The organism is Rhodococcus sp. 05-2255-1e (assembly GCF_002259025.1).
Lineage (GTDB): Bacteria > Actinomycetota > Actinomycetes > Mycobacteriales > Mycobacteriaceae > Rhodococcoides > Rhodococcoides fascians.
The window spans coordinates 444,824-468,441 of sequence record NZ_NOZE01000013.1; the positions used below are offsets into that span (position 1 = coordinate 444,824).

Sequence of the window (23,618 nt, forward strand, 5' to 3'; positions counted from 1 at the left end):
GACACGTCTGCGAGTGCGCCTGTGAAGTTCGTGATGCCGTTCAACGGAAGCCGAGGCGACGTGACCCCCGGTATCGCTCTCGGGCTCGAACTCGGAGAGCGCGGGCACGACGTGCTGTTCGGCGCCCCACCCAATCTCACCGATGTCGTGTCGGCTGCCACGGCATCCTCCGAACGCATCGAGGTTCAGCCGTTCGGGCCCGACACGCAGCAGCTGTTGGAGTCCGATCTGGTCAGAGTGCGTATCAAGTCTCGAAACCCGCGGACCCGCTTTGCTGCGCTGTCCGAGCTGGCTCATCACGGCTGGGACGACATGACGTCCGAGCTGAACCGAATGGCGGCAGGGTGCGACGGAATCGTCACCGGCTCGCTCGGTCAGGAGATGGCTCTGAACGTGGCCGAAGCGCACGGCACAGCGTTTGTGTCCCTGCACTACTGCCCCCTCAGGCGCAACGATGCGGTGTCGATCACACCGGGCGTGAACCTACCTGCCGTCGTCAATCGGTCGATGTGGGCGGCCCTCGAGGCACTGCGCTGGAAGTCGATGAAGAAGCGCGACAACGCGCAGAGGGCATCACTGGGTTTGCCTCCCACCACGGAGTCGACGCCCGTGAGGTCGGCGCGCTACGGCGGTATCGAAATTCAGGCCTACGAATCGGCGCTGTTCCCCGGACTTGCCCGACAGTGGGGCCCGCTACGCCCGTTCGTCGGCTTCATCGGCCTGGTCGACGGAGTCACCGAGACGGATCCCACGTTGCGCCGATGGCTCGACGCAGGAACTGCGCCAGTGTATTTCGGCTTCGGCAGCATGCCGGTGCTCGAACCGGCTGCACTGATGCGCATGATCGACAACGTCACCGATCGATTGGGCGTGCGCGCCCTGGTCTGCGCGGGCTGGAGCGATCTGCTGGAGTCCGATTCAGCCGTCCATCGATCGAACCCGAACGTCTTCGTCGTGAAATCGGTCGATCACGCGACGGTCTTTCCGCGCTGTCTGGCCGCGGTTCATCACGGCGGCGCAGGGACGACTGCAGCCTCGGCACGAGCCGGGCTGCCGACCCTGGTGTGTTGGTTCAGCGCCGACCAACCGTTCTGGGGATCGGCGCTGCGGCGCGTAGGAGCCGGGTCGAGCACGAAGTTCTCGACGTTGACCGAATCCGTTCTACAGCAGGGCATTTCCGACCTCATGACCGAAGACGCCCGGCTGGCCGCGCGAGCGCTTGCCGATACGATGACGCCTGCTCGAACGGCGACGGCCGCTGCCGCCGACATCACCGAAGCAGCAGCGCGCGACCGCTGACCCACTCACCAGAAGCGTGCCGAGAGTCCCCATCTCCGAAGCGCCTCGGTCAGGTGTTCACGCAGTACATGCTCGTCCGGACATCGGTCGGGGTCCATGGCGTGGACGGTCACGGTCACACTGGTGCCGGTCTCGCTCGACCATGCGGTCAGACCGCCGTCGAGCGAACGAGCGAAGTCGGCGTCGGCTCCGGCGAACGTCGCTCGACCGGACACCGCCCGGGCGGCGATCCCCGCCACCGTCGTGAAGTCGTCGGGAAGAGCACCGAGGTTCGACGCCAGCCCTTCGGCACCGTCGCGGGGCTGCGGCACTCGTGCGACCACCGCGTCGGGCAGCATTTGAACGAGTGCCTGGGACAGGCCGCCCGGAGCGGCACCGGCGGCCTGAGCAGCGGCGAAAGCCGTGAACGCCGATTTACTGGCGGCGCGGATCGGGCGGAGGTCCAGATCGGTCGGGTCGGCGATCGGCACGTCGATCTTGACGATCTTGGTGGCGTTGGACCGTGTGTCGGATGCGTCGCCGCGATCACTGACGGGCAGGGACCACTGCACCGTGTCTCCCACCGAAGCACGGCCGGCGTGTCCGGACGCAGCAGTCAGGACCGCCACGAACAGCGAATTGGATGTTCCTCCCCAGCGTTCCGCAGTCGATCGCCATGCATCGGCGTCCACCTCGGCAACCACGTGCGGGGATGTCCAGTCCGCCGCAGCCGCTCGCTCGGGAGCTGCCCAGTGTGGTTTCGGCCTCGATTGGGTGGCACCGGCAGGCTCGGAGCGTCCGGACAGAGGCAGAGCCTGCACCGCCGCGTTCACCAGCCATCCACCCGCGGACCGAATTTGCTCGACGGCGTCACCGAAGTCGGAAGCGAGGGCCGCGAGGCCGCCCGAGGCGGAGGCGACACGGGACGCGACGGAGTCGGAGTTCGCGGCACGGAATGCAGCGATCAAGGCACCACCGTCGGCGACCATGTGCGAGGCGACCAACGACAGCACCATGCCGCCGTCGCTCAGTCTCGCCGCCGCGAGTTGCCAACCCAATCCGGTCTCGGGGTCGATATCGGGATCGATCCGGCCGTCAGCCCATTGCCGCACCATCGACGGGTCTATGAATTCTGGATGAAAATCCAGTGAATGAGAGGCGGCCGACGGCACCCACCGATCTCGGGCCGTCGGAATTACCGATGCGACCACCCTGCGCGCAAGCAGACCGTCTGACAGGTTGTCACGCAGTCTTTCCAGGTCTTCTCGCTGCACGACGTCGTCGAACCACCACAGGAACTGGTTGTAGACGGGAAATCCGATGCCGTGGTGCATTCGCAAGAAAAGGTGATCGGCAAATCCAATTCGAGTCACGCGCCGAACCTACTACATCGAAAGAAACGGGAAGGTGGTGCTGTTTCTCGTCGGTCGATTCATTCAATGTTTGCAATAAGTGCCATTCCACCGAGCGGACGCGCGAATGTGACTCCGGTCTCGGGGTGCCGGTCCGGCCCGAGGTCTGGGTTCCGAACCCGTCACCCGGATCGGCTCTCTCGAATCATCGGGCCCTGACGTGCGGTTACGCTGGAATCACAGTGCCGACGTGTGCGAGAATCAGTTTTCCGACCGACGTTCCACCCGTCGGTCAACCCCCTCGACAGTGACAAGAATTACTTTTACGCGTCGCGAAATAGTTTCGCTTTCGCCCTATTGTGAGTGCCGTACTCACGTCGACCGGACGGCGACTTCACGGTCCGTCGAATAGTTGTTCTTTCAATGTCGAAAGCATTGCGAGTGCACCCGATAAAAGCGAGCCGGACCGACGACTTCCGCCGTTACATCCACCACTCGACCGTAATCGAATGCCGATAGACACCACTACTGCCGAATACCGCTGGCCGAGCCCGGAACGGAAGAGGACACCATGGAATACACCGAACTCGCCGACTATCCACTTCCCGCCGGACGCTTGACCGAGTGGACTCCCCGCGTCGACGACGCCCAGTGGGCTCTCGATCCCCGCGGGCTGTCGTTCACGCACGAGGACCATTGCGAGCGCAGCGCGCCGGGCTCCTGGATCGGCACGGTATTCGAGATCCATCGTCGCTACGACGTCGAGGCCGTACGCCGCACCATCGCCGCGTACATGGGTCGGCACGAGGCGTTCCGAACCAAGGTTCGTCGTGACGAGCAGTCCGGTTCGTGGCAGCGCTTCACCGCACCGGTCGACGCCGTGCAGGTGACAGATCGCCCACACGCGGAGTCGCGATCGGAAACTCAGGTGTTCGGCCATCTGCAGTCGTGGTTCGGCGACACCGTGTCTCCGACGGCATGGCCGCATTTCGTTCTCGCCACCATCGAACCCGACGACGCGTCCCGCACTCTCGCCGGTGGACCCGAGGAATCGTTCCTGCTCGCCTTCGCGGCCGATCATTCGGTCATGGACGCATACAGCCAGATCTATGCGATCAACGAGATCGACCGGCTGTACGCGCAGGCCCTCGACGGCATCGACCCGGAATTGCCCGAGGTGGGTAGTTACGTCGACTTCAGTCAGTCCGAACGGGCACTCGGCGACACCCTGACCGCGGATCACGGTGCCGTGCGAACGTGGCAGGACTTCCTCGCTGTCGAGGACGGCCGCTTCCCGGCTTTCCCGCTTCCGTTGGCGGGCGACCGGCCCCGCGCCGACACCGGCCCTGCGCCCCAGAGCAGCATCTCGTCGTGGCTTCTGACCTCCGAACAGTCGGACGGCTTCAATGCGGCGTGCCGCGCTGCCGGATACAACATGCAGGCCGGAATTCTTGCGGCGCTCGCATTGACGAATGCTCGCCTGTCCGGCAGTCGGTCTCTGCGCACGGTGATGCCGATGCACACCCGCGACGAGCAGAAGTGGGCCGCGTCGGTGGGGTGGTACGTCGGCATTCTTCCGATGGAGATCCAGCTCGACAACGCCTGCACCTTCGTCGAGGCACTCGAGGCCGCGGCCACCGCGGGCGCTGCGAACAAGGGCCTGGCCCGTATGCCGTACTCGAAGATCGCCAAGATCCTCGACTCCACCGAAATCCCCCGGTTCGTGGTCTCGTACATCGACCTGCGGTTCCTGCCCGACGCCGCCCAGTGGCAGGGGCGCAAGGGGCGGGCGCTCAGGAGCAACTGCCACGCCGACGACGAGGTCTACTTCTGGGTCAATCGCACACTCGAAGGGCTCAACATCTCGGCCCGCTTCCCCAGTTCGGATGTCGCGTCGACCAACGTCCATCGGTTCATCACCGAGTTCGTCGCGGTTCTGACGGCGGTCATCGACTCCGACGGCGGTAGCGATACGGTGCTCGCGGCGGCCCCGCCGTCGGTCGTCGTCGCCGCAGAATGAGCATGGACGCAGAATAGGCGTGCACGCAGGAGAAGTGGATGCGGAGTGGACGGAGACGGCGGCGTAGGCAGCCGGTACGTTCCGTCCACTGCGCCCCGACCGGAAGAGTGAAGCGAACATGATCATCACCGCAATGGGCCGCTGGAACCCCGCGCCCGGCCGACTGCTCGAGTGGCATCCCACCGCGGCGGCACAGGCGAGCGCCGCTGCGGCACCGATCGATTCGACTCCACCGTCGTTTCTTCAGGAAGACCACCTGAAGGCAGCGTGGGCAGCGCGCGCACGTGGTGACGTACACACGGCGTACACCGGGGTGGCCACCGAGATCGACGGCGACATCGACACCGAGGCGATGAGCCGTGCGCTGACTGCGTACGTACTGCGGCACGAGGGTCTGCGGTGCTGGTTCGAGGTGGACGGCACCGACGTGGTTCGACACCTCGGCGGCCAGGAAGTTGCTCGTTTCGATACCGTCGACGCAGGTGAGACATCCGACGACGAGCAGTTCCAACACTATGTGCGGCAGCGCTTCTCGACCGAGGCCACCGCCGACATCTGGCCGGGGTTCGTCGTCGGAGTGGTATCGAGGCCGGGCAGCTTCACGCTGTACTACGGTGCCGATCACGCGTTCACCGATGGTGGTTCACAGGCTCTGGTCATCAGCGAACTGGCCGATCTGTACGCGATCGAAATCGGGGCGGATGTTCCGCAACCGGCTTCGGCGGGAAGTCACCTCGAGTACGCCGCCGACGAGCGCGCCCGGGCCGCGACGTTCGGTGCAGACTCCCCCGAGATCGCCGCGTGGCGCGACATCTTCACCTGGCACGAGGGCCGTATGCCTCGGTTCCCCCTCGATCTGGGGCTTGCACCCGGCGAACGCGCCCCGGTCCGAATCGTCGAACGCCACCTGTTGGACCGAGAACTCACGGCAGCCTTCGATGCCGCGTGCAAGGCCGCCGGAGCACGGATGAGCAGTGGAATCTTCGCCGCCGTCGGCATCACCGACTTCGAGCTCGCGGGGAACGCGGAGTACTTCGGAATCACGGTGCTGAGCACTCGCCACCACGGTGACTACGGACAATCCCAGGGTTGGTTCGTCAACTTCGCGCCGGTCGCGTTCGACATCGCCGGTCACGAGCGCTTCTCCGACGTCGCGGGCCCGGCGCACGAGGGTTTCGAGCGGGCCAAGCAGATCGCCGAAGCACCGGTCCATGCGGTACTCGGCGCTCTCGCCGCAGACGGCACGCTCGGAAGCGAACTCGCCGTGAGCCCGAACATGCTCTCGTACATCGACTTTCGCTGGTTCCCCGGCGTCGGGCGAGATGCGGACACTCGTGCCAAGCATTTCACCGGCGAGGGCGCGACCTCCAACGCGTCGATGTGGATCAACCGCGACGGTGAGCATCTGTATCTGGTGGCGCAGACCCCCGACACGGCCGTCGCTGCCGAATCGGTCGAGCGGTACCACGCACACCTGGCATCGGTACTGGAAAAGATCGCGCGCACAGGCGATTACGTCCTTACGCCCGGTTCGGTTCAGGAGCGGGTCGGTGCGGGTCACCTCGATCACTGAGTACCATCCCGCGGCCGGTGTCGTCGTCGAATTCACCGCCGACGTCACCGGGGATGCACAACGATCCCCGATTCCACCGTCGTTCAATCAACGGTTTCATCTGGGCGATCTGGGCGAGGCTCGGCGAGTATGGATCGCGGGCACGTTCGATGTGCCCGGCCGCATCGATGTCGACGCTCTCGCGTGGGCGTTCGCTCGACTGATCGACCGACACGACACTCTGCGCAGCTCGTTCGTCCAGGCGACCGACGGCCTGGACAGGATGCTCCATCGCCCCGGTTCGGTCGAGATCGCGGTGTCGAACCGGACCGAATTCGGTTGCCCGACCGAGCTACGTGAGCATCTCCGCCGAATACTCGAGTTACGTTGCGACGCACGACGGTTCCCGTCGTACACGTGCGTCGCGATCGACCGGCCCGACGTCTCGACGGTGGTCTGCGCATTCGACCACTCGAACGTCGACGCGCTGTCGATCGCAGTGACCGTGGACGAGGTTCGCGCCTGGTACGACGCGTACCGGCGCTGCCCGTCGAATCCGAACATCGAGCTGAGTCCGGTGGGAGGATTCGTCGACTACTGCCGTATCGAAGCAACCGAGCCGGCAGTGGATCGCCATGACGAGCGCATGGTGCGGTGGTCGGAATTCCTTGTCCGGTGCGGTGGTACGACGCCGAGTTTTCCGTTCGACCTGGGACTGGCGGACGGTGAGACTGCCACGCAGGCAACCCTTGTCGCGCCGATCCTCGATGCCGACCGCACTGCCGAGTTCGAGCGCCTGTGTACTCGGTCGGGCGGCGGGATGTTCGCCGGGGTCGTGGCTGCGATCGGTCAGGCCTGCGCCACCATCGGCGGACCGCGGCAGATACCGTTCCTGTTCCCGTTGCACACCCGTCACGAGGATCGGTTTCGGCGGGCGCTGGGCTGGTTCACCACCAACGCCCCGATGACCGTGGACGTCGGCGACGTGCTCGTCGACACGATCGCCGCGGCCCAACGGGAGTTTCGTGCTGCGCTACCGCTGAGCACAGTGCCCATCCCCCAGGTGTTGGCATCCCTCGGAGACACGTTCACCCTCTCGCGAAACGACGTGTTCATGGTGTCGTACATCGACTACACCAGAATCGAGGGCCACCGCCGACTCGAAGAATCCAACGCACACCACGTCAGCAACGCGACGGTGTCCGATGACGCGCAGTTCTGGGTGTCGCGGACAGAGTCGGGTCTGGCGCTGCGGGCACGTTTTCCCGACACCGTCCTCGCGCACTCGGTCATGACTGCGTTCAGCGGCGCGCTGGTCGCGCTGCTGGCCGAGGCGACCGACCAGGCCACCACAACGGCCCTGACACGCTGAGACAGTACCGACGCAGCGCTCTGTGCCTGCGGCTCCCGCCACTCGGTGGCGGTACGGCATAGGATTGTCGACGGAGACCGTTCACCCCCGAGCGGGCCGCCAGCCGAATATCTTCCGTAGGAGCCGATACGTGCCTGTACCAACCGATTCCAACGCAATGTTCGCCGACTACGCGCATCCGGATCGTCTCGTATCCACCGAATGGCTGTCCGCTCATCTCGGTACGCCCGGGCTCCGCGTCGTCGAATCCGACGAGGACGTGTTGCTCTACGACGTCGGCCACATTCCCGGCGCGGTCAAGATCGACTGGCACCTCGACCTGAACGACCCGGTCACGCGCGACTACATCGACGGCGAACAGTTCTCGAAACTGATGAGCCGCAAGGGTATTTCGCGTGACGACACAATCGTCGTGTACGGCGACAAGAGCAATTGGTGGGCCGCCTACGCACTGTGGGTGTTCACGCTGTTCGGACACCAGGACGTGCGGCTGCTCGACGGCGGACGTGATGCCTGGTTGTCCGAGAATCGCGACACCACACTCGATGTCCCCGAGTTTCCGGCGACCGACTACCCCGTCGTCGAGCGGAACGATGCACCGATCCGCGCATTCGCCTCGGACGTGCTCGGAGTTCTCGGCTCCGTGCCTCTGATCGACGTACGCTCCCCCGCGGAGTACACCGGCGAACGCACCCACATGCCCGACTACCCGGAGGAAGGTGCGCTGCGCGGCGGCCACATCCCCACCGCCGTGAGCATCCCGTGGGCCAAGGCAGCAGCACCGGACGGTCGATTCCGCTCACGCGCAGAACTGGACGAGATCTACTCCGAGACCTCGGCAACCGACGAGGTCATCGCGTACTGCCGCATCGGCGAGCGGTCGAGCCATACCTGGTTCGTGCTGACGCATCTGCTCGGGTACGAGTCCGTCCGCAACTACGACGGCTCGTGGACCGAGTGGGGCAATGCTGTGCGCGTTCCGATCGCCAGGGGCGAGGAGCCCGGATCGGCACCGGCCACTCGATGAGTTCACTTCCAGAATCGTTGGCCGAGATCGTCGAGGATTTCGCCGCAGTCGAGGGCCAGGACAAACTGCAGCTCCTGCTCGAATTCAGCCGGGAACTACCCCCGTTGCCGGATCACCTGGCCCAGGATGCGATGGAGCCGGTCCCCGAATGTCAGTCGCCGTTGTTCCTGTCGGTCGATGCATCCGATCCCGCCCGGATCGAGCTGTACTTCAGCGCGCCGCCGGAGGCTCCGACGACTCGCGGGTTCGCCTCGATCCTGGCGCAGGGGCTCGACGGTCTCAGCGCGCAGGAAATCCTCGACGTTCCGGACGATTTCTACTCGGCTCTCGGATTGAGCGATGCGGTGAGCCCCCTGCGTCTCCGAGGGATGTCGGCGATGCTTGCACGTATCAAGAGGCACCTGCGCTGACCTCGTGGTCGGCAGCGCCCGGCCTTCGTCTTGATCGATACACGCCGCCGTCGGTAGACTTCGGTAGTGGGCATCGTCGCCCGCTGTCCGAACAATCCACCGAATGCGTCTGACGAAGGCTGGTTGCTGCCGATATGGAGTTCACCGAGTTGGCGGACTACGCGGTTCCCGCGGGCACGCTCACCGAATGGATTCCCAGTGTCGGCCCACACGCCCACACTCCTGAAGCCGCCGGGTGGCAGCCCGACCCTCGCCCGACGTCCTACGTCCACGAGGCGCACCTGCGTACCAGCCTGAGCAGCCCACGCCGCGGACGCGAGTCGTGGCTCGGCGCGGCGTTCGAGATTGCCGGTCCCCTGGACAAGCACGCCTTCCGGCGGGCGGTGCTGAACTGGATCGACAGACACGAAGCCATGCGGTCGAGCGCATCGATCGACGAGGCCACCGGTGAGATGACCCGGGTGACCGCTGCGCAGGGAGCCGTCGACATCTGGCAGGTCGAGCAGGAACGGTGTGCGCAATCGAGTGAAGTCTTCGAGCATCTGCAGTATCTCTTCGACGAGTTCACCTCGCCCCTGATCTGGCCCGCCTACGCGTTCGTCACTCTCGAACCACTGGACGAGACGCGGCCGATCACCGTCTTCTTCGCAGCAGATCACTCGATCATCGACGGCTTGTCCACTGTCCTGGTCGCCCACGAGATCGCGGCCCTGTACGGCGAGGAGCTGGGCGGGGCACCGGCCGCCCTGTTCGAGGCCGGCAGCTATCTCGACTTCGGGTCCTCCGAACGCGAGCGAAACGCCGAGTTGGAACATTCGCACGAGGCCGTCGCGATCTGGCGCGATCTGCTGATCGACGGGGAAGGCCAGCTGCCCGACTTCCCGCTCGACATCGGTGATCCCAGCCCGGACGACGTACCTCAGGGTGGGCTCTCTGCTTGGGTGCTCGACCCCGAGCAAGCCGATTCGTTCTCGGTCGCGTGCCGAAAGACCGGGAACAGTCTGTTCGCCGGATTACTGGGGGTCCTGGCCATCACCGGCGCCGAGCTGGGCGGGGGCACCCAATTTCGGACTGTCACCCCGGTACACACCCGGGACGAGCCGCAGTGGGCGTCGGCACTGGGGTGGTTCGTCGGACTGTGTCCCATCTCGTTCGACATCGCCGGCGCGGAGTCGTTCGGCTCGGTCGTGGCCGCAGCATCGGCCGAGGTGAAGAAGACCAAGCCGATTGCGCGGGTTCCGCTCGATCGGGTGTTCACCACCCTCGGCTACTCGGCCAGGCCACGTTTCGTCGTCTCGTTCATGGATGTGCGGTTCGCGCCGGCAGCAGAGCACTGGCCCGATTGGAACGCGCGTGCGCTGCGCAGCAAGCAGTACCAACACGACGTGTACATCTGGATCAACCGCACACCTCAGGGAATCAACATCGCGGCTCGCTATCCCAACACCGAGCTCGCAACTGCCCGGGTACACGAATACATAGGCACCTTTCGCGCCCTGCTGACCGAGGTGGCCGACACCGGTACCGCCTCCTTCTCTGCCGCAACGTTCCAGCATCCCGATCCCGGGCACTCCGATACCGGGCGGATCGCTACCAGCCAGTAGTCCCATCCTGTCGCCCTGGACGCGCCGCAGCGGCCTGGACCGATTGCAGCGACGACCGAGTCGGTGCTTAGACTCCGACGTGACGTTCGTGACGATGGATGCGAAAAACACATCTGTAGGAGGCTCAGTGCCCAGCCATGCCAGTGCTCAGATCACCAAGGTTCTTGTTGCCAATCGTGGTGAGATCGCGGTTCGGGTGATCCGGGCGGCCGCTGATGCCGGGCTGGCCAGTGTCGCTGTGTACGCCGAACCCGACGCCGATGCACCGTTCGTCCGCCTGGCCGACGAAGCATTCGCACTCGGCGGACAAACCTCCGCGGAGTCGTACCTGGTCATCGACAAAATCTTGGACGCCGCCGCCAAATCCGGAGCCGACGCCATCCACCCCGGCTACGGATTCCTCTCCGAGAACGCCGACTTCGCCCAAGCCGTCATCGATGCAGGTCTGATCTGGATCGGACCGTCCCCGCAGTCCATCCGCGACCTCGGCGACAAAGTCACCGCCCGCCACATCGCCGCCCGCGCCAAAGCACCCTCGGTCCCCGGCACCTCCGAACCGGTCAAAGACGCCGACGAAATCCTTGCGTTCGTCGACGAACACGGCCTCCCGATCGCCATCAAAGCCGCGTTCGGTGGCGGCGGACGCGGCATGAAAGTCGCGCGCACCCGCGAGGAAATCCCCGAACTGTTCGACTCCGCCACCCGCGAAGCCGTCGCCGCATTCGGGCGCGGGGAATGCTTCGTCGAACGCTACCTCGACAAACCACGCCACGTCGAAGCCCAGGTCATCGCCGACCAACACGGCAACGTCATCGTCGCCGGCACCCGCGACTGCTCCCTGCAACGCCGCTTCCAGAAACTCGTCGAAGAAGCACCCGCCCCGTTCCTCACCGACGCCCAACGCAAAGAAATCCACTCGAGCGCCAAAGCGATCTGCCTCGAAGCCGGCTACTACGGCGCCGGGACCGTGGAATACCTCGTCGGCCAAGACGGCCTGGTGAGCTTCCTGGAGGTCAACACCCGCCTGCAGGTCGAGCATCCCGTCACCGAGGAAACCTCCGGCATCGACCTGGTGCTGCAGCAGTTCCGCATCGCCAACGGCGAAGAACTGACCATCACCGAAGATCCCGAACCGCGGGGGCATTCGTTCGAGTTCCGGATCAACGGTGAAGACGCCGGGCGTGGGTTCCTGCCCGCCCCCGGACCGGTCACCACCTTCACCGCCCCCTCCGGCCCGGGTGTCCGCGTCGATTCCGGTGTCGAATCCGGCTCGGTGATCGGCGGCCAGTTCGATTCGATGCTCGCCAAACTCATCGTCACCGGAGCCACCCGCGAGGAAGCCCTCGCCCGCTCGCGTCGGGCGTTGGCCGAATTCACCGTCGACGGCCTGGCGACGGTGATCCCGTTCCACGCTGCGGTGGTCTCCGATCCCGCGTTCATCGGCGACGGCGACTCCTTCTCCGTGCACACCCGGTGGATCGAAACCGAATGGGACAACCAGGTTCCCCCGTTCACCGCCGGGCAACCGATCGACGACGACGAGGCCCTGCCGCGGCAGTCCGTCATCGTCGAGGTCGGGGGCCGACGCGTCGAGGTCTCCCTCCCGGGCGAGCTCACCCTCGGCGGTGGTAGCGGCGGGAATGCCGGTGCGGTGCGGCGTAAGCCCAAGGCCCGCACCCGTGGTGGTGCCGGAGCAGGCGCAGCCTCCGGTGACTCTGTCACCGCACCGATGCAGGGCACCGTGGTCAAAGTCGCCGTCGACGAAGGCCAGGAAGTCGCCGCCGGGGACCTCGTCGCCGTCCTGGAAGCGATGAAAATGGAAAACCCCGTCACCGCCCACAAAGCAGGCACCATCACCGGCCTGTCCGTCACCGCAGGCGACGCCATCACCCAAGGCACCGTCCTCGCAGAAATCAAGTGACACCGACGTTCGATGCCGAACGGATCGACCCCCGGGCGACTTTCGGCATCGAACGGCGGCGCGGATAGCGCTACCCTGTAGCAATGTCCGAGCTTCCGGAAATACGTATCGGTACCGCTGATCGGGAGAAGGCCCTCGATGTGCTGGGTCAGCACTTCAGCGAGGGCCGCCTGACGGTTCCCGAATTCGACGAGCGCAGTGCCACAATCGCATCCGCGACGACGCGTGGACAGCTCGAATCGGTATTCGTCGACCTCCCTGCCGCGTCCGGCACTGCGTCGGTCGCTCGATCCGGCACCGACGCACCGGCCGTGAAGGACCGCGGAATCGATTGGGCTGCAGTGGTGATGCCGATCGTCATCTTCGGATCACTTGCTCTGTTCTTTCTCACCGATTTCGACCAGAAGTGGCTTTTCTTCCTTCTCATTCCCCTGGCCGGAGCCATCCTGTCTGCGGTAGGACATCCGGCGGACAAGAAGAAAAAGAAGAAGAAGCGTTGAAAGCGCTGCTGTTCGACGTCTTCGGCACCGTCGTCGATTGGCGCACGAGCATCGCCCGCGAGGTCTCCGAAATCTGCGGTCCGGGAGTCGACAGCTATCGGTTTGCCGATCGGTGGCGGAGCCTCTATCAACCGGCCATGGAACAGGTGCGGTCCGGTGGGCGACCTTTCACTCGGTTGGACGTACTGCACCTGGAGTCCCTGCGAACGGTGCTCTCCGAGTTCGAGATCGACCTGGATGCGGACGCGACGACCGCACTCAATTTCGCGTGGCATCGACTGGAGCCGTGGCCCGATTCCGTTCCCGGGCTCACGCGGCTGCGCACCGAGTTCGTCGTAGCACCGCTCTCGAACGGCAACATCTCTCTGCTGCTGGACATGGCCAAGAATGCCGGCCTTCCCTGGGACGCCATCCTCGGCGCAGAACCGGTGCAGGCGTACAAGCCCATGCCCGACGCCTACCTGCGTACCGCGGACATCCTCGGGCTCCGTCCCGACGAGTGCATGATGGTTGCCGCCCACAACAGCGACCTCGCCGCCGCAGCCGAGTGTGGCTTCGCCACCGCATTCGTCGCTCGCCCGCTGGAACACGGCCCTACGCAGACGTTCGACCTTGCTCCCGAAGCCGAGTGGACCTACAGCGCAGACTCGATCGAGTCCCTTGCCGACCGACTCAACTGCTGACAGACGCGGTTCAGATCCTCGCCGCCGGAAGCAGTCGATCGGCCAGCCACCTGTTCACTTCTGCGTGCGATCGGAATCGCACGATCGTCAGGTCCGGTCGGCGCATGTTCAGTCGCTGAACGCGCGCGGCCGTCATCCGATGCGTGTTCCAGGCCCACCGGACGACGTGCTCGCGATCGAATAATATGCGATGCAGCGGTGGCTCGAAGTTGCCGTTCCACAGCACTGTTCGACCCAGCCGTCGACGCACCGTTCGAATCACGATCTGCCGCATCACCGTTCGACGAGGCAAATCGAGCCACAACATCAGATCCGCGCGATCGACGAGACGATCGCGCACCACGCTGTACTGCCACTCGGTGACCCAGGCCGGGCGGGCGATGAACTCCTTCACGTCCTGCTCGAACGTGACACGGGGCGTCCAGTCAGGCCCGTGATAGAGGCTGTCGATCTCGATGTGTTCGATTCCCAGAATCGATCCGAGACGAGCCGACAACGTGGTCTTACCGGAACCGGATGTTCCTGCCACCACGATTCGCGAGGGGCGACGCGATACCGCGTCGTTCGGTCCGAGAATCACGACTTTTTTTCGCCCGCTACGGTTGAGCACAGAGCGCTACGATCGCGTCCGCCATGTTGCTCACGAAGTGTCGACGCGCCGTTTCGGGCAGCCGGTCGAGTGAGAGGTACGGGTTCAGGTCTTCGAGCTCGACCAACAGCAGCGTTCCGTCGACGGTGCGGCATGCGTCCACTCGCGTGATTCCGTGGTCGATGTCGTTCCAGTCGACGAAACGTTGCGCGAACTCTTCGTCCTGAGCAGTACTCGAGTACGGCTCCAACTCCCAACGTCGGCCGGGGTCCGGAGCGTACAGGGCGTATTGCACTGTGCGGCCGATGAAGTAGAACGACACTTCGTAGACAAAATCGATCCGCGGCTGAATCAATGTGCCCGGCTCGACTTCCGACAGTTCGGCGCGTCCGATCTGACGCATGCCGATCGAGTCGGCACCCCATTTCGGTTTCACCACATAGGTATTCACCTCGGGCAAGCGCGAGACGCCCCGCGGATCGTCGACGGTAGGTATGACCGGAAAACCATCTGCGAAAAGATCGACCAGGTACTGCTTGCCTCTCTGGTCGCCTTTGCCGGTCAGTTGGGTGAAAACCTTCGTGCCGTTCTCGCGCGCATGGCGAGCAAACGCGTCGAACGCTTCCTGGTATCCCAGCACAGGCCCGGAGTTCCGGACGACGACAGCATCGAATCCGTCCATCAGTGCCAGCGCATCGAGCGGGTGACACAGCGCGATGTCGACCCACTCGCGAAGCTGCGAAGACAAGAAGATGTCTTCGTCGCAGTAGCGTCGGCCCCTCGACAGATACGCCAAGTCGGTCTTGAACAGGACGCGTGGACGGGGTGCACACATCGGGCAGATCCTACCGATCGGTGCGGTAGCCAGTAGGACATCAGCGGCAATGCCTGTCGCGTTCCTGCGCTATCGGTCTCGAGATGTCACGATGTTCGCCTGCGCGCCATCAGAAATGCTTGCGGCGTCGATTCGTATCCCACCGGAGCCCGGTGCACACGGATGTCCAGTTCGAAGTCGGCGTCGACCACCATCTGTGCAATGGCGTCGGGGTCCAGTCGATACGCGTCGTACGAGACCGAGTGTCCGTACACATGTTCCAGTCGCACCCGCTCGTCCCCGGATTGAAATGCCAACAGCAGCAGTCCATCCGGACGCAGCACCCGATGCAGTTCGGCGAACACCTGCGGCAGCTGGGCCGGCGGGGTGTGGATGATCGAATACCAGGCGACAATTCCCGAGACGGTGCAGTCGCCCATGTCGAGCGACTGCATCGCGCCCACGACGAAACGGACGTCTGGAAATTCACGACGCGCAACGTCGATCATGCTGGGCGACAGATCGATTCCGGTCATTCTCAGGCCCAGGCGACGTAGATGGCCCGCGATGCGTCCCGAGCCGCATCCCACGTCGACTACGTCCCCAGCGTCGACACGCTCGGCGAATGTGGCCAGCAACGCCTGTTCCAGATGCTTGCCGTCCAGCTCGTCGCGAACCAGGTCCGCATAGCTTTCGGCGACGGTGTCGTATGCCGCCCTCGTCATCGAAACGTGCTGCTGTTCGGCCACAAACGTCACGGTACAGACTCGCACGGTTCGGCCAGGTACGAGCGCGTCAGCATCTCGAAGAAGTGGCCGGTGGGGTCGCGAAAGTACACCCCTCGACCGCCATGATCGGTGTTGATTACCCCGGGCCGAGTCATCCGTGGATCGGCCCAGTGTTCGACGCCCATACCGACGAGCCGTGTGTAGGCGGCGTCGAAGAGGTCGTCGGTGACTCTGAATGCGTAGTGCTGGAATTGAATGTCATCCATCGGTGGTTCGGCGAACTGAATCAACGTCCCGTCGGTGAGTTGTACGTTGACGAACGGGCCCCACGAGGGTGCCTCCGGCAGGTCGAACAGTTCGCGAAAGAACGCCGCCGACGCAGAACTGTTCTTCGCAGCAATGATGGTGTGATCGAACGAAACGGACATGCGCTGCCTCCTGGGCAGTACGACGCCTCCATGCCTGACGCAGTCCGTCATCGACACGCGACGCTGCCGTCGATGCTCGCACGGTCCCCGAATCCGAGTCAACCGGTGAATTCACGGCCGCGATTCGGTCTCCTTCTACGACAGCGTTGTCGAGGAGAGGATCCCAGCATGGTCGGCCGACTTCTGTTCGTTCACGGTGCCGGCGGCTACGTCGACGACACCGAGCTGGCGCAGGGGTTGGCTGAGGCGCTGCGCCTGGACCTCGTCATGCCGGAACTGTCCGACAGCAGTATGGGTTACGAGGCCTGGGCTGTGCCGGTTCGGAAGCTGCTCGACGACGCAGGACCTGCGGACCGCGTTGTCGCGCATTCTTTCGGAGCCACGATCGTGGTTCGGGTCCTGGCCGAAACGATGCGCGCCCATCCGGAGCGAGCCACGCTGCTGGCCATGCCGGACTGGAGTCCGCAGGGCTGGGGCGTGGCGCAGTACGCGCTCACCGGCGAACCGCGGACCGACCTGACGTTGCTGCACTGCCGAGACGACGAGGTCGTCCCTGTGTCGCATCTGGCGCTGAACTCGGCCGCCCTACCGTCCGCGACCGTGATCGCCTATCCCAGCGGTGGTCACCAGTTCGTCCGCGTGACCGAGACGATCGTTGCCGACATTCGGTAGCTACCGGTAGTCGTGGTCGATTCCCGTTGCCCACTGCGAACATTCGACGGCGATCACGTCGTCCCTCCCCCGCAGGAAGTCCCGCGCCCCCGAGTCTCCCGACGCCGATGCCGCAGCTGCCTCGAGGTGTCGACGCGCCAGAACGACCGGATGACCTGGGCGGCCGTCGAACACTGCCCTCGCCAGACCCGTCCGCGGTGCGGCGTCGAGAACGGCGTGGACGACCTCCGGTCCGACGTCGGGTGTGTCGACCACGTGAACCACCACGTACTCCGCGTCCGATGCGGCCGCCAAGCCGGCGGTGAAGGATGCGCTCATTCCCTGCTCCCAATGGGGAGCGTGTACTGCGGTCGCGCCATCGGGCACGGTGACGTCGGCCGCGCCCAGCACAACGATCACCTGGTCGCAACCACCATCGGTCAGTGCCTGCACGGCCGTGCGAAGCCACAACCCGTCGTGAGCGAGCACTTTGGGCGATCCGTATCGCGTTCCGGCACCTGCGGCCAGGACCACTCCCACGACAGCGTCGGACATCGTCACTCCTTCTGTCGTCCTGCCGAGTCTTGGATGATCGCACAACACGCGCCTCGAGCGCGGCGGAAACTTTGTGCTCGCTCGACTGGCGGCAGCGGTCGCAATGACCGATTCTTGGTGCACTTCTCCTGCAGCGTCGCAGGAATCCACCCTGTTGCGTCCGCGAGGTGCCCACCGATGTCCGTCAAGCCCATCACACGCAAGCGCGTCCATCCCGTCGACGAAGTGCTTCCTGTTCCCAAATTGGCCGCGTACGGGTTTCAACACGTGGTCGCGTTCTACGCCGGTGCCGTTCTCGTCCCGATCATCATCGGCAGTGCAATCGGGCTGACCAACGAACAGCTGATCCATCTCATCAACGCGGACCTGTTCACCTGCGGTATCGCGTCGATCATTCAGTCGGTCGGGTTCTGGAAGATCGGTGTCCGGCTCCCACTTCTGCAGGGCGTCACGTTTGCCGGTGTGTCGCCGGTGATCGCGATCGCAATGGCCAACGGCGGCGGCACCGAGGGGTTGCTGTACGTCTACGGTGCCGTCATCGTCGCCGGTCTGGTCACGTTCTTCATGGCACCGTACTTCAGTAGGCTGCTGCGCTTCTTCCCACCAGTGGTGACCGGAACCGTCATCACGATCATCGGCGTCGCGTTGCTGCCGGTAGCGGTCAACGATGCGGTGACCAATCCTGCGACACACGAACAGGATCCGACCAACGGTCGATGGATGGCGTACGCGATCGGCACGCTGCTGATCATCGTGCTGATCCAACGGTTCTTCAAGGGCTTCATGGCCACCATCGCCGTCTTGCTCGGTCTGGTCATCGGCAGTGCCGTCGCATTCGTGTTGGGGGACATGAACTTCGACGGCACCGCGGAAGCATCGTGGGTCGGATTCACCCAGCCCTTCCTGTTCGGTGTGCCCAAATTCAGTGTCGTCGCCATCATTTCGATGATCGTCGTCATGCTCATCATCGCGGTCGAAACCACCGGCAGTGTCTATGCGACGGGTGAGATCGTCGGCAAGCGCATCAAGAAGGACGACATCGCTGCCACGCTGCGGGCCGATGGAGTCGCCACCGTCATCGGCGGCACGTTCAACTCGTTCCCGTACACGGCATTCTCGGAGAACGTCGGCCTGGTCCGACTGACCGGTGTGCGTAGTCGGTGGGTGGTCGCCAGCGCGGGCGGCATCATGATTCTGCTCGGTCTGCTGCCGAAGACGGCGGCCGTCGTCGCCTCCATCCCGCCACCGGTACTGGGCGGTGCCGCACTGGCCCTGTTCGCGACGGTCGCCGTCGTCGGAATCCAGACTCTGTCGAAGGTGGACTTCACCGACCATCGCAACTTGATCATCGTCGCCACCAGTCTCGGACTGGCGATGCTCGTCACCATCCAACCCACCGTTTCGCAGGGCGTGCCGGATTGGCTCGAGATGCTGTTCGGCAGCGGAATCGTCCTGGGCGCCGTCTCTGCCATCGTCCTCAACGTCCTGTTCTTCCACATCGGGAATCGTGGTCAGGCCGTGGCCGGCGGTCCGGGTGCAGGTATCACCCTCGACCGGGTCAACGAGATGTCGGCCGAGGAGTTCGCCGCCACGTTCGGCGGTCTGGTGCAGGGCACCCCGTGGGTCGTCGAGCGTGCGTATCAGCAGCGCCCGTTCGCCGACGCCCACGGTCTGCGTGAGGCATTCCAGGAAGCCTTGTTGGCCGGTACCACCGAGGAACAGATCGAGCTGATCAACAGCTACCCCGACCTCGGTAGCGAGGATGCGACGGGCACCCTCAACGCTGCCGATCACGTCGGATTGTCCAACCTCGAGGAGGACGAACACGAGAACATCGTTCAGCTCGCCGCCGAGTATCGGCGACACTTCGGATTCCCGTTGGTGATCTGCGCCCGAGAGACCGAACGCTACGATCGAGTTCTGGCCAACGGATGGTCGCGGGTGGAGAATGCGCCGTCGGCGGAGCGATCTTTCGCGATGATCGAAATCGCCAAGATCGCGAACTATCGGTTCGACGATCTGGTTGCGGACGCCAACCCCATCGCGGCCGCGCGGTTCGGCCGGATCAACGACTTCAGATAGCGAGCGAGATGTGCTGCACGAATGGATAGGACTCGACGGGTTCAACAAGCTCTCCGATCGACAGGCGATGCATGCACTGTTCGAGTGCTGCGCGTCCTCGATCTGGGCCCGTCGAGTCGCCCAGGGTAGACCGTTCGCCAGCCGAGACTCTTTGTTGGACAGAGCAGATCGGGTACTTGCCGAGCTGCCGGAGGCCGAGATAGATCATGCACTCGACGGCCATCCCCGGATCGGGGGCACTGCGGACAACCCGTCGTCGAAGCGTGAGCAGGCCGCAGTGACCACTGCGGGCACCGAAGTACGCGAGAAGCTGGCGGCGGGAAACCGCGCGTACGAAGACAAGTTCGGGCACGTGTATCTGGTGTGCGCGACCGGCAGGTCGGCCGAGGAGTTGCTCGCTATCCTCGAGGAGAGGCTCGACAACGATGCCGAAACCGAAAGACGGGTGCTCCGCGTGGAACTGGCCAAGATCAACCGAATTCGCCTCGGCCGCGTGCTGGGACCGAAGCAGTGACCGGGCTGTCCACGCACGTGCTCGACGCCACGGCCGGTACACCGGCGGTCGGCATGCGTGTGCGGCTGTTCCATTCCGAACAGGGCGAGATATCGACGGCCACCACCGACGGAGACGGCCGCATCGGTGAGGTGATTCCCGGACCTGTCGAACCGGGCGTGTACCGGCTCTCGTTCGACACGGAATCGTATTTCGAGGCGACCTCGACCCCGAGCTTCTACCCCGAGGTGTCCGTCTCCTTCACCGTCATCGACCCCGACGCCCACTATCACGTGCCGTTGTTGTTGTCCCCCTTCGCATATTCGACCTACCGCGGGAGCTGACATGACCGACCTGACCGGAAAGATCGTTCTGGGAGCCAATCAGTACGGCAAAGCCGAGAACCGGGTGGTGCGGATCTATCGAGATTCTCCGCGGCACGAGATTCACGACATCAACGTATCGAGTGCGCTGCGTGGCGATTTCTCTGCCGCACACCTGGCCGGCGATCAGTCCGCCGTTCTGCCCACCGACACCCAGAAGCAGACCGCGTACGCGTATGCCAAGACCAAGGGTCTGCTTCACCTGGAGAGCTATGGGCTCGACCTCGCCCGTCACTACGTCGACGACGTCGAGCCCGTCGACGGTGCCCGTATCGAACTCGAGGAGTACGCCTGGGCGCGTGCGGTCGTCGACGGCGTCGAGCACGACCACACGTGGACCCGCAAGGGCGAGGAGATTCGCACCTCGGCCGTCACGGTCGAGGGTAAGGGCGAGGCGCAGCGAACCTGGGTCGTCAGCGGTTTCAAGGAGATGGTGATTCTCAAGTCGACGGGTTCGGAGTTCCACGGCTTCCTCGAGGACGATCTGACGATTCTCGAGCCCACGACCGACCGAGTGATGGCGACGTCGCTGACAGCGCAGTGGCGCTACACCACAACCGATGTCGAGTGGGATGCGGTGTACGCGGGCGTCAAGGCCGCGATGATCGAGCGATTCGCCAACCTGCAGTCGCTGGCTCTTCAGCAGACCCTGTACGCCATGGGCGAGGCGGTACTGGAGAAGTATCCGTTCATTGCCGAGATCTCGATGTCGGCCCCCAACAAGCACCACTTCGTCTACGACTTGGGCAAGTTCGGCATCGAGAACAACCTGGAGGTGTTCAACGCCGACGATCGGCCCTACGGTCTGATTCAGGCAACGGTCGAACGAGAGGACGCTCCGGACGCCGGAAGTGCTTGGCGCACATACTCCGTCGTCGGGTAACGCATTGCGCTCACGTGTGCAGTGCCGCGGACCATTCCACCAGTGGGCTCAGAGCACGCCAGGCGTCGCGTACTTTCGTTGCTGCCTTGGGGCTTTCGAGCCACGCGGGTGAGCCGAAATGTTTGCCGGCAGTCAACGTCTTGTGCCGCAGCAGATCGATGCGCGGATGATCGACCTCGTAGCCCCGCGGCTTGGTCTTGAGCACGTCACCACCGATCTCGAACCCGGATTTCGTCAGCGTGGCCAGCAGCGTCTCGAGTTCGGCTCCGCGTACGTCGTCGTCGACGGTCTTGCGGAAACGCGCGATCGAGTCCGGGGAGCTGTTGTAGAAGCCGCCTGCGACGAACAATCCGGCGGGATCGATCTGGACGTAGTAGCCGAGGCTGTCGCCCCGTGCGACGAACCCGCCCTGGTGACTCTTGTACGGGGTCTTGTCTTTCGAGAATCGAACGTCCCGGTACGGCCGAAACAGTTTGGCGCTCCCGAATTCGGGTTCCAGGTACGCCAGCAACGCGGTCATCGGTGCCTTGACGGCACTGTCGTAGACGTCCTTGTGTTCGTTCCACCAGAGTTTGCTGTTGTCGGCTTCGAGGTCTTCGTAGAAGTCCAGGGCGGTGAAGGGGATTCCGGTGAAGCCTGCAGTCATTTCCCCATTATGCAGCGCCGTGGGCCGACGCCCGAGGCATGGATTGCAGGGCGAGGTAGACATCCAGTCTGTCCGCAGTGGAGCCGAGATCTCGCCCGAGCAGTTCCTCCACGCGTTTGATGCGATATCGGACGGTGTTCAGATGGACGTGCATCGACTCTGCGGTTCGATGCCAGGACCCTCCGTTGGCCAGAAACTCCCGCAGCGTGTCGGTCAGGTCGGCGTCGGTGCGTCGGTCGTGCTCGAGCAGCGGCGCGAGGACATGCTCGACGAACGATTTTCGTACGTCGTCGGGAAGCGCCGACATCATCGACACTGCCGAGGTCGGCTTGGTGCCTGCGGTGACCGTCACCGCCGCGGATCCCTGCCTGCTGAGTTCGAGAGCGTGACGAGCCGACCTCAGTGCGCCGTCGATGGTCAGCCCGGTGGCCACGGCGCTCACGCCCACATGTATTCGGCTGGGTCCGATCCCGGAGCGCAACCGGGACAGCCGAATGCGGATGGTCTGCGCGAACAGTGTGTCGTCGGTATTGACGACAGCGACGATGTCGCCGTGCGCGCTGCATCCGACACACCCACCGCCGAAGGAGGTCAGGGTGTCACCGACGACGGATCGGAGCATCTCTCGCAGGTCGACGCGACCGCTGTGGGCAACTCTGACGACGACGAGCGGCCTGTCGGAGTCGACTCCTGCCTGGCGCAGCCTCGCCAGTGCCTCGAATCCGGTGCTGTCGTGTTCGATCAACGCCACCGCCTGATCTGCGATCTCACGCCGCACCAGCCGTCCTTCTTCACGCCGGGCACGATCGAGCGCGGCGATGGCTGCGAGTTGCCCGAACGCCTCGGAGACGTCGGGAGAGAACGAATCCATGTCTCCGGCCACGGCCAGGAACCATCGCGTGGTGCGCTGTACGAGCGATGGCCCGACGCCGAAGACACTGTAGGTCGATCCATCAGCGAGAACGGTTGTCGTAGGAAGCGTTTCGGACGAGAGTGCCGCGTGCGTCAAGGTGTCGACATCTGCGTCGGACAAAGCAGATGCCTCGGTGACCAACCGACGCCCGGTGGCGGTGTAGATCAGACACGCCATTCCCGTTTCTCTGGAGATGTGCAGTGCCAGTTCGTCGAGGGCTCTGCCGTCGGCGAACGCGGTGAGCAACTGGCGTTGGCGCACGAGCGAATTGTTCAGCGAGGCAATTCGATCACCGGTGACCCGGCCGACGAGAAATTCGGTGACCTCACCGAACGACACGGTGTCGGGAACAGCGAGGAGCGGCAGACCGTGTCGCTCGCATGCGTCGACGAGATCGAGCGGAATGTGTCCGAGCAACCCCTCCCCCGCGGCCAATGCCGTCGCACCGGATTCGGCCACCGATCGAACGAACACTTCGCTGTCGTCGGGCGTGCGCCGCCATACGAGTCCGGTGATGACCAACTCGCCGCCCGCGATGTATCGGGACGGGTCGGGTAGGTCGGTGGTGAACGTCCACCGCAGGGTACGTCCGAGGGCGTCGCGATCGGAGGTGAGCAATCGGATGCCCAGGTGCGAGGCATCGAGTAGGTCTCCGACGTACATCGCTGAACCTCCCGCCTCGTGTGTTCGGCCGTGCCGGAGGCAAAGATAAGCGCGGGTTGTTTCCGCCGAGT

The 23,618-nt window shown here is 64.3% G+C and carries 23 protein-coding genes; 15 read left to right on the forward strand and 8 right to left on the reverse strand.

Features of this window, described 5'->3' with window-relative positions; translation table 11 throughout:
• The first annotated feature begins 21 nt into the window (after positions 1 to 21).
• Positions 22 to 1,299: a glycosyltransferase gene (locus tag CH262_RS12275; protein WP_094717665.1), complete on the forward strand. Its 1,278-nt coding sequence runs from the start codon at positions 22 to 24 to the stop codon at positions 1,297 to 1,299.
• 5 nt (positions 1,300 to 1,304) lie between these two features.
• Here CH262_RS12275 and CH262_RS12280 read toward each other — a convergent pair whose 3' ends face one another.
• A complete protein-coding gene (locus CH262_RS12280) occupies positions 1,305 to 2,651 on the reverse strand; it encodes a hypothetical protein (RefSeq protein WP_143547097.1) in 1,347 nt (448 codons plus the stop codon).
• A gap of 550 nt (positions 2,652 to 3,201) precedes the next feature.
• Between CH262_RS12280 and CH262_RS12285 the strand changes: the two genes are divergently transcribed.
• The 9 genes from CH262_RS12285 (at position 3,202) to CH262_RS12325 (ending at position 13,719) form a co-directional block, all read left to right on the forward strand.
• Positions 3,202 to 4,650, forward strand: a complete 1,449-nt coding sequence (locus CH262_RS12285) for a condensation domain-containing protein (protein ID WP_094717666.1) — start codon at positions 3,202 to 3,204, stop codon at positions 4,648 to 4,650.
• 118 nt (positions 4,651 to 4,768) lie between these two features.
• Complete coding sequence (locus CH262_RS12290) at positions 4,769 to 6,223, forward strand: condensation domain-containing protein (RefSeq protein WP_094717667.1); 1,455 nt, start codon at positions 4,769 to 4,771, stop codon at positions 6,221 to 6,223.
• Positions 6,201 to 7,574: a condensation domain-containing protein gene (locus CH262_RS12295; RefSeq protein WP_179274974.1), complete on the forward strand. Its 1,374-nt coding sequence runs from the start codon at positions 6,201 to 6,203 to the stop codon at positions 7,572 to 7,574. The genes CH262_RS12290 and CH262_RS12295 overlap by 23 nt, the downstream gene beginning before the upstream one ends.
• A 157-nt stretch (positions 7,575 to 7,731) precedes the next feature.
• A complete protein-coding gene (locus tag CH262_RS12300) occupies positions 7,732 to 8,601 on the forward strand; it encodes a sulfurtransferase (protein WP_373453783.1) in 870 nt (289 codons plus the stop codon).
• Positions 8,598 to 9,011 carry a SufE family protein gene (locus CH262_RS12305; protein ID WP_027496472.1) on the forward strand — a complete coding sequence of 138 codons (414 nt, stop codon included), beginning with the start codon at positions 8,598 to 8,600 and terminating at the stop codon, positions 9,009 to 9,011. Before CH262_RS12300 ends, CH262_RS12305 begins: the two co-directional genes overlap by 4 nt.
• 134 nt (positions 9,012 to 9,145) lie before the next feature.
• Positions 9,146 to 10,615, forward strand: coding sequence for a condensation domain-containing protein (locus CH262_RS12310; RefSeq protein WP_094717670.1), 1,470 nt, complete (start codon positions 9,146 to 9,148; stop codon positions 10,613 to 10,615).
• 127 nt (positions 10,616 to 10,742) lie between these two features.
• A complete protein-coding gene (locus CH262_RS12315; RefSeq protein ID WP_094717671.1) occupies positions 10,743 to 12,536 on the forward strand; it encodes an acetyl/propionyl/methylcrotonyl-CoA carboxylase subunit alpha in 1,794 nt (597 codons plus the stop codon).
• An 83-nt stretch (positions 12,537 to 12,619) separates the two neighbouring features.
• Complete coding sequence (locus CH262_RS12320) at positions 12,620 to 13,036, forward strand: DUF1707 SHOCT-like domain-containing protein (RefSeq protein ID WP_027496469.1); 417 nt, start codon at positions 12,620 to 12,622, stop codon at positions 13,034 to 13,036.
• Positions 13,033 to 13,719 (forward strand): haloacid dehalogenase type II, encoded by a 687-nt coding sequence (locus CH262_RS12325; protein ID WP_032387063.1) that lies wholly within the window; start codon positions 13,033 to 13,035, stop codon positions 13,717 to 13,719. The genes CH262_RS12320 and CH262_RS12325 overlap by 4 nt, the downstream gene beginning before the upstream one ends.
• Positions 13,720 to 13,729: 10 nt before the next feature.
• Here the strand turns inward: CH262_RS12325 and CH262_RS12330 are convergent, their stop codons facing one another.
• The 4 genes from CH262_RS12330 to CH262_RS12345 form a co-directional block, all read right to left on the reverse strand.
• Positions 13,730 to 14,299 (reverse strand): AAA family ATPase, encoded by a 570-nt coding sequence (locus CH262_RS12330; protein WP_373453782.1) that lies wholly within the window; start codon positions 14,297 to 14,299, stop codon positions 13,730 to 13,732.
• A 16-nt stretch (positions 14,300 to 14,315) separates the two neighbouring features.
• Complete coding sequence (locus tag CH262_RS12335; protein ID WP_094717672.1) at positions 14,316 to 15,143, reverse strand: hypothetical protein; 828 nt, start codon at positions 15,141 to 15,143, stop codon at positions 14,316 to 14,318.
• An 86-nt stretch (positions 15,144 to 15,229) separates the two neighbouring features.
• Positions 15,230 to 15,871, reverse strand: coding sequence for a class I SAM-dependent DNA methyltransferase (locus tag CH262_RS12340; protein WP_027496465.1), 642 nt, complete (start codon positions 15,869 to 15,871; stop codon positions 15,230 to 15,232).
• A 5-nt stretch (positions 15,872 to 15,876) separates the two neighbouring features.
• Entirely contained in the window at positions 15,877 to 16,278 is a 402-nt protein-coding gene (locus CH262_RS12345) for a VOC family protein (RefSeq protein WP_032387060.1), read from the reverse strand.
• Between the two features lie 168 nt (positions 16,279 to 16,446).
• Here CH262_RS12345 and CH262_RS12350 point away from each other — a divergent pair, with 168 nt between their 5' ends.
• Positions 16,447 to 16,950, forward strand: coding sequence for an alpha/beta fold hydrolase (locus CH262_RS12350; protein WP_032387059.1), 504 nt, complete (start codon positions 16,447 to 16,449; stop codon positions 16,948 to 16,950).
• Here CH262_RS12350 and CH262_RS12355 read toward each other — a convergent pair whose 3' ends face one another.
• A complete protein-coding gene (locus tag CH262_RS12355; RefSeq protein WP_032387142.1) occupies positions 16,951 to 17,484 on the reverse strand; it encodes a nucleotidyltransferase family protein in 534 nt (177 codons plus the stop codon).
• Between the two features lie 177 nt (positions 17,485 to 17,661).
• Between CH262_RS12355 and uraD (CH262_RS12360) the strand changes: the two genes are divergently transcribed.
• From uraD (CH262_RS12360) to pucL, 4 genes are read left to right on the forward strand one after another with little or no spacing between them, the layout of a single operon-like run.
• Positions 17,662 to 19,566: a 2-oxo-4-hydroxy-4-carboxy-5-ureidoimidazoline decarboxylase gene (gene uraD, locus CH262_RS12360; RefSeq protein WP_032366654.1), complete on the forward strand. Its 1,905-nt coding sequence runs from the start codon at positions 17,662 to 17,664 to the stop codon at positions 19,564 to 19,566.
• Between the two features lie 10 nt (positions 19,567 to 19,576).
• On the forward strand, positions 19,577 to 20,080 hold the full coding sequence (gene uraD, locus CH262_RS12365; protein ID WP_032387057.1) for a 2-oxo-4-hydroxy-4-carboxy-5-ureidoimidazoline decarboxylase: 504 nt from the start codon (positions 19,577 to 19,579) through the stop codon (positions 20,078 to 20,080).
• Complete coding sequence (gene uraH, locus CH262_RS12370) at positions 20,077 to 20,403, forward strand: hydroxyisourate hydrolase (RefSeq protein ID WP_032372721.1); 327 nt, start codon at positions 20,077 to 20,079, stop codon at positions 20,401 to 20,403. Before uraD (CH262_RS12365) ends, uraH begins: the two co-directional genes overlap by 4 nt.
• A 1-nt stretch (position 20,404) precedes the next feature.
• Positions 20,405 to 21,325: a factor-independent urate hydroxylase gene (gene pucL / locus CH262_RS12375; protein ID WP_027496459.1), complete on the forward strand. Its 921-nt coding sequence runs from the start codon at positions 20,405 to 20,407 to the stop codon at positions 21,323 to 21,325.
• A 10-nt stretch (positions 21,326 to 21,335) separates the two neighbouring features.
• Here pucL and CH262_RS12380 read toward each other — a convergent pair whose 3' ends face one another.
• Complete coding sequence (locus tag CH262_RS12380) at positions 21,336 to 21,971, reverse strand: DUF2461 domain-containing protein (protein WP_094717673.1); 636 nt, start codon at positions 21,969 to 21,971, stop codon at positions 21,336 to 21,338.
• A 7-nt stretch (positions 21,972 to 21,978) separates the two neighbouring features.
• Complete coding sequence (locus tag CH262_RS12385; RefSeq protein ID WP_094717674.1) at positions 21,979 to 23,547, reverse strand: PucR family transcriptional regulator; 1,569 nt, start codon at positions 23,545 to 23,547, stop codon at positions 21,979 to 21,981.
• Between the last annotated feature and the right edge of the window lie 71 nt (positions 23,548 to 23,618).

Coding starts and splice junctions, on each gene's coding strand:
- CH262_RS12385 (WP_094717674.1), bottom strand. CDS start 23,547: ATGTACGTCGGAGACCTACTCGATGCCTCGCACCTGGGCATCCGATTG.
- uraD (WP_032366654.1), top strand. CDS start 17,662: ATGTCCGTCAAGCCCATCACACGCAAGCGCGTCCATCCCGTCGACGAA.
- CH262_RS12335 (WP_094717672.1), bottom strand. CDS start 15,143: ATGTGTGCACCCCGTCCACGCGTCCTGTTCAAGACCGACTTGGCGTAT.
- CH262_RS12305 (WP_027496472.1), top strand. CDS start 8,598: ATGAGTTCACTTCCAGAATCGTTGGCCGAGATCGTCGAGGATTTCGCC.
- pucL (WP_027496459.1), top strand. CDS start 20,405: ATGACCGACCTGACCGGAAAGATCGTTCTGGGAGCCAATCAGTACGGC.
- CH262_RS12380 (WP_094717673.1), bottom strand. CDS start 21,971: ATGACTGCAGGCTTCACCGGAATCCCCTTCACCGCCCTGGACTTCTAC.
- CH262_RS12350 (WP_032387059.1), top strand. CDS start 16,447: ATGGTCGGCCGACTTCTGTTCGTTCACGGTGCCGGCGGCTACGTCGAC.
- CH262_RS12355 (WP_032387142.1), bottom strand. CDS start 17,484: ATGTCCGACGCTGTCGTGGGAGTGGTCCTGGCCGCAGGTGCCGGAACG.
- CH262_RS12290 (WP_094717667.1), top strand. CDS start 4,769: ATGATCATCACCGCAATGGGCCGCTGGAACCCCGCGCCCGGCCGACTG.
- CH262_RS12310 (WP_094717670.1), top strand. CDS start 9,146: ATGGAGTTCACCGAGTTGGCGGACTACGCGGTTCCCGCGGGCACGCTC.
- CH262_RS12285 (WP_094717666.1), top strand. CDS start 3,202: ATGGAATACACCGAACTCGCCGACTATCCACTTCCCGCCGGACGCTTG.
- CH262_RS12320 (WP_027496469.1), top strand. CDS start 12,620: ATGTCCGAGCTTCCGGAAATACGTATCGGTACCGCTGATCGGGAGAAG.
- CH262_RS12300 (WP_373453783.1), top strand. CDS start 7,732: ATGTTCGCCGACTACGCGCATCCGGATCGTCTCGTATCCACCGAATGG.
- CH262_RS12345 (WP_032387060.1), bottom strand. CDS start 16,278: ATGTCCGTTTCGTTCGATCACACCATCATTGCTGCGAAGAACAGTTCT.